The sequence below is a fragment of the Methanobrevibacter sp. genome (genome assembly GCF_015062985.1).
In the GTDB taxonomy this organism is placed as follows: domain Archaea; phylum Methanobacteriota; class Methanobacteria; order Methanobacteriales; family Methanobacteriaceae; genus Methanocatella.
The window spans coordinates 1-5058 of the sequence record NZ_SUTI01000040.1 but is presented as its reverse complement, the minus strand read 5'-3'; the positions used below and the strand labels follow the sequence as shown (position 1 = coordinate 5058).

Sequence of the window (5058 nt, the reverse complement as noted above, 5' to 3'; positions counted from 1 at the left end):
ATTTCATGGTATTCATCCTTTTTGTAGTGTCTTGTTAAAAGAAACACCAGAACGGTTGTGATGCCCACTGCCGGAAGCCCTCCGAAGTTGGTAAAAACAGGCATGACGGCGTCAAGGACGGGATTTGCCAGGCTGTGATTTATAAAATTGAATATCTCTACATTAATGTTCATGCTATCAGTTCTGTTTTCATTACTGATAATATTTACCCATGAGAAGTGACAAAATATTTAAATATTGTCAAAATATATTCATAAATAATCAATTTAGGAGGATAATTATCATGGCTGATAAAAAATCTCCTGCAGACGGCTGGCCGGTAATCAGTGGAGATTACATTGTTGGCGATCCGGAAAGTCCTGTTGCAGTTACAACTCTTGCTTCCCACATTGAAGCGGAACTTTCAGGTGCGGCCATTGCAGGACCATGCAAAACAGAAAACCTTGGTATCGAAAAGGTTGTTGCAAATATCATATCAAATCCGAACATAAGATTCCTTATTCTGGCAGGCGCTGAAGTGCAGGGCCACATTACAGGTCAAAGTTTTAAAGCTTTACACGAAAACGGCGCTGATCCTGACAAAAAGAAAATCATCGGTGCTACAGGAGCAATTCCTTTTGTTGAAAACGTTCCTCTTGACGGAGTTGAAAGGTTTCAGCAGCAACTGGAAATCGTTGATTTAATCGATACAGAAGACATCGGTGCAATCCAGTCCAAGATCAATGAATGCGTTGAAAAGGACCCTGGTGCACTTGAAGCAGAGCCAATTATCATGGAAGTCGATGAAGAAAACGAAAAAATGGTAATTGTCGATAAAAAGAAAACTAAAAAAGACCAAAAGGCTGAAGCTTAACCGGCCTTTTTTTCACTATTTTTTTTTAACATTTTAAGGATGTGGCACAGTCACAATTTTTTTAATTTTATTTTGCTTATTTTTCTTTAATTTTATATACTATGAAGTATGACCTTTTATTATAGATATTAATAATCATGGTTGTTTTATTTGTGGTTTTAAAAGATGATAATATTAATCGGAGTATGTTGCTCTTGGATTTGAGAAATTTGATTCCTAAAGATCATTCACGTTATTTTATTAAAAATGTGGTTGATTTAATTGATTGTTCGAAAGAAATTCGATGAGATAAAAAAATTACTTTAATACTTTTTTATGACAGCTTTTTGCCATAAAACATTACTCTTCTTGCAAAGAAGTTCCAGAACATTACTATTGCTGCAGCGATTATTTTTGAAATCAGATAATAAAGGTTGCAAACATCTGTAAATAGCCATAGGAGTATTTCTGTAAAAATCAGGCCCAATGTACTTATTGCCAAAAAGAGGTTGAACTCTAGAACCTTATTTTCAATGTTGTCCTGATTGAAAACCCATATTGTACTCATCCAATAGTTGACTAAAACGGATATTATGAATGAAAAGATTCCTGAAATTAGATAATGGATTCCGCAGATGTCACTGAAGAAATATAAAAGGAAGAAATCCACAATGAATGCAGTTCCACCTACAAAAACGTATCGAAACATCTGGATGAATATGTTGTCTGTGGGCTGGAGGAATAACTTGTCAATCAATTTCATTCCTCTTTAAGTTCATTCAGTAAAATCAGGTGATGTTCGAGTTCGTCCCTATGTTGTCTTTTTAAAACATGCAGGATTACTCCTGTAAAGAAAATGACTGTTGCAATGATGACGACGGTTGATATCACAATCAGTGTCGGGATTTTCAGTACATATCCTGTTGAGAAGTATTTAAAAAGTATTGGGAAGAAGTATGCTCCTGCAATCGCAAGCAATATTAGTGAAATCGCCGAGAAAAACAAAAGTGGCCTCTCATCTCGAATTAAGGTCGTAATCATTATTAGTACCTTATAACCGTCTTTAAAGGTGTTCAGTTTGGAGTCGCTTCCTTCAATTCTGTCCCGGTAGTTAACTGGAATTTCGCGGATTTTAAAGTTGTTGATTAGTGCAAAAACGCTCATTTCGGTTTCAATCTCAAAGCCCTTGGATTGGATTGGAAATGATTTTACAAAATTGTAGTTGAACCCTCGCATTCCGGTCATGATGTCCTTCAAATCACTTTTGAAAAATAGGTTGATGAATTTTCGAACAATTCTGTTCCCTGTGTTGTGGAATCGCCTGTTATTTTCCTTGAAATAGGTTGATGAAAGTCGGTCTCTGATGACCATGTCTGCCTCACAGTTTAAAATCAGCCTTTCAATTTCAGGAGCATCCTCTGCAGGGTATGTGTCGTCACCGTCAACCATGATATAGCAGTCCGCATTGATATGGCGAAACATTGACCTTACGACATTGCCTTTTCCCTGTCTGTATTCATAGCGAACAATGGCTCCAGCATCCTTTGCAATTCGGTCTGTGCCATCAGTGGAGTTGTTGTCATAGACATAGATGTCGGCATGAGGCATGACCCTTTTAAAATCACTCACTACCTTTTCGATAGTTTTTGATTCATTGTAGCAGGGGATTAGAATTGCTGTTTTCATATTAAACACGATTTAAAAATTAACTAATATAATATATTTCTATAATCTTATTTATGTATTGTGAAAATAATGTATCAAAAAATAATCCAAAAGTGATTAATAAGTATCTTAAACACTACATATTTTTATACATATGTTAATATACTAATTATATGAAAAAGACATTTTTAAATTTAATTTTAACATTTACAATAATTGTGATTTTGGGATTTTCATTGATTGTTGTGGGTTTTGCAACATCCAACGACACAGCTCATGACATCGTATTTTCAAACGCAGATCAATTTTCAAACCATGCCATCCACAATACGATTCGTAATTATTCAACAACAAAACTAGACGTATATACTGATTCGAAAATTCTGTGTGAGGTATCCTACTACAATAAAAGTATGTCCCTTTTGGACAATTCGATGATTGTTTATACCATTGGAATGCACAATTTCACAAAATACATAGATGATGATGAAAATACTCTACGAGAATATCCTCGCTATTGGCACGGATATCTGGCAATATACAAGCCTTTATTTACATTCCTGGATTACAATGGTATTAGGGTCCTGGAGCTATTTTTTGAAATGGCTATGATTGCATGCATTGTTAAACTGATGTTTGAAAACAATCTTAAGAGTTATGTTATTCCATTCTTATTGTCAATGTTTCTAATTCACCCCGAAGTTATCGGAATGTGTTTACAATTTGCCCCCGTTTTCAATATCACATTGATTTCGATATTTATCATGATTAAGTTCAAGGACAAGTTATTTGAAAGACGCAGATTGCTTTGCTATTTCTTAGCAATAGGTATGATAACAAACTATTTTGACTTGCTTACTTACCCTTTAATCACTTTTGGAATACCTGCTATATTTTACTTGCTTCTAAATGAAAAAACCACAGTTAAAAAAAATGTGGTTTCACTATTGATATTTGCATGCATATGGTCTGTAGGATTTGCAGGAATGTGGTTAAGCAAATGGATTATATCATCTTTAATCCTGCACCAGAACATTGTTTTGGACGGATTCAATAGATTCCTCTGGAGATCATCTACATCAAATTTCACAAGAATTGATGCGGTGGTAAGAAACGTGTTTATTTATGGAAAAAGAGCATATCTTGTAATTTTTGCAGCAATAGCAATTTATTATGTTAAAAAAATAATCCCTAACAGGAAAAATGTCACAACAGATAAATTGAAAAATATCATTCCATTCATATTGCTGGCAATAACTCCTTTTTTATGGTATTTTATTGCAAGCAACCATTCATACATCCACTTTTGGTTCACATATAGGTTGCTGTTTATATTATTCTTTGCAGTAATGTGTGGAATTGAATATGTCCTAAAAAAGGATGATTCCACTACATCCCATATAAACATTAAGAAAATCCCTGACAAACATAATAACATGTGAATTAATGGATTTAATAACTGCAAAGTTCAACGAAAAATGCATGGATGATGAGTAAAAAAGAAAATATTTGGCAACATATCTGTAAGGCACTTCAAAAAAGAGTTAAAGTTTTAAATAAGGCTAAGTCCTTATTTTATCTTTTTTTTTAATAAATGGGGGTTGTTGGAAATTTAGGGTTTGAATGAATACCTTGTGATATCTTGATTTTTATTATTTTTTTGAAAAGGGGATGTGGCACGAAGTCACATCGATTATTTAATTTTAGATAATATTTTTGAAGCCAAGTTTGACATTTTATGTTTTGAAAATAATATTGTTACTAATAATTACTGGAATTTACATAATACTCCATTTTATAAAAATCTTAATGAATTCACAACACTATCTATGGCATCGAACTCTAAAAAATATTTAAAGTTATATAAAAAAAATTTTGATTTATTTTATAATTTTTTAAATGAAAATGGGATTAGATTAATTTTAAATAAAGCCTGCTTTGATGATAAATTATGGGATGAGGATGGATCAATAAAACTAATCGAATCAAAATATTGCTTTGAATTCAATAAGTATATATATGAGCTTAATAAAGTTATTGAAGACAATTATGATGTAGATATAATTGAATTGAATTTATTGAATTATCCTAATGATATTAATCATTTTGGGGTCGGGGAACATCACATTATATTCCTGAATATTATGAAGATTTTACTAAAAAACTTAATAATATCATTAAAAATAATAACTATTTTAATTATTTAACAAAAAAAGCATCCCATGCTGAAAATATGCTTTAAATAATGCATTTTGGCACTTTAAAAAAGATTTGATTAAGTATATTGCTGCCGGAATTGATTTTAAAAGTCATGGCAATTCTGATTCGGATGCAACATTAAGTTATCCGGATTGGTTTTTGAATAAAAATGGTATTGGTGCAGTAATTAACTGACGAAAACCAGATTAAAATCATGAAAGGACACCTCCAAAAAAGTATTGAAAGAGTCAACAAGATTCAATTAAAAATTTTGCACCACTTCCTCATTTTTAATTTTTGCGCATATTCACCATCTCATTTTTGTGTTTTTTCTTAGAATATGCAATGAAAAAGCAAAACTT

General features: G+C 32.4%; 6 protein-coding genes. 4 read left to right on the top strand and 2 right to left on the bottom strand.

Translation table 11 applies throughout. The features are described from left to right. Positions 1-283: 283 nt before the first annotated feature. Positions 284-853 carry a tetrahydromethanopterin S-methyltransferase subunit A gene (gene mtrA, locus E7Z77_RS09695; RefSeq protein WP_292747688.1) on the top strand — a complete coding sequence of 190 codons (570 nt, stop codon included), beginning with the start codon at positions 284-286 and terminating at the stop codon, positions 851-853. Between the two features lie 313 nt (positions 854-1166). Here mtrA and E7Z77_RS09690 read toward each other — a convergent pair whose 3' ends face one another. Together E7Z77_RS09690 and E7Z77_RS09685 are read right to left on the bottom strand one after the other, a co-directional pair. Further along, positions 1167-1595 carry a GtrA family protein gene (locus E7Z77_RS09690; RefSeq protein WP_292753558.1) on the bottom strand — a complete coding sequence of 143 codons (429 nt, stop codon included), beginning with the start codon at positions 1593-1595 and terminating at the stop codon, positions 1167-1169. After that, positions 1592-2518: a glycosyltransferase family 2 protein gene (locus E7Z77_RS09685; protein WP_292753556.1), complete on the bottom strand. Its 927-nt coding sequence runs from the start codon at positions 2516-2518 to the stop codon at positions 1592-1594. Before E7Z77_RS09685 ends, E7Z77_RS09690 begins: the two co-directional genes overlap by 4 nt. Before the next feature lie 152 nt (positions 2519-2670). Between E7Z77_RS09685 and E7Z77_RS09680 the strand changes: the two genes are divergently transcribed. The 3 genes from E7Z77_RS09680 to E7Z77_RS09670 all read left to right on the top strand — a co-directional run bounded on the left by E7Z77_RS09680 (position 2671) and on the right by E7Z77_RS09670 (position 4891). Next, positions 2671-3939, top strand: coding sequence for a hypothetical protein (locus E7Z77_RS09680; RefSeq protein ID WP_292753554.1), 1269 nt, complete (start codon positions 2671-2673; stop codon positions 3937-3939). Between the two features lie 231 nt (positions 3940-4170). Further along, positions 4171-4704: a DUF6270 domain-containing protein gene (locus E7Z77_RS09675; protein ID WP_292753552.1), complete on the top strand. Its 534-nt coding sequence runs from the start codon at positions 4171-4173 to the stop codon at positions 4702-4704. A 64-nt stretch (positions 4705-4768) separates the two neighbouring features. Continuing rightward, the gene (locus E7Z77_RS09670) at positions 4769-4891 is read left to right on the top strand and encodes a hypothetical protein (RefSeq protein WP_292753550.1); all 123 of its coding nucleotides are present in this window, start codon (positions 4769-4771) and stop codon (positions 4889-4891) included. The last annotated feature ends 167 nt before the right edge of the window (positions 4892-5058 follow it).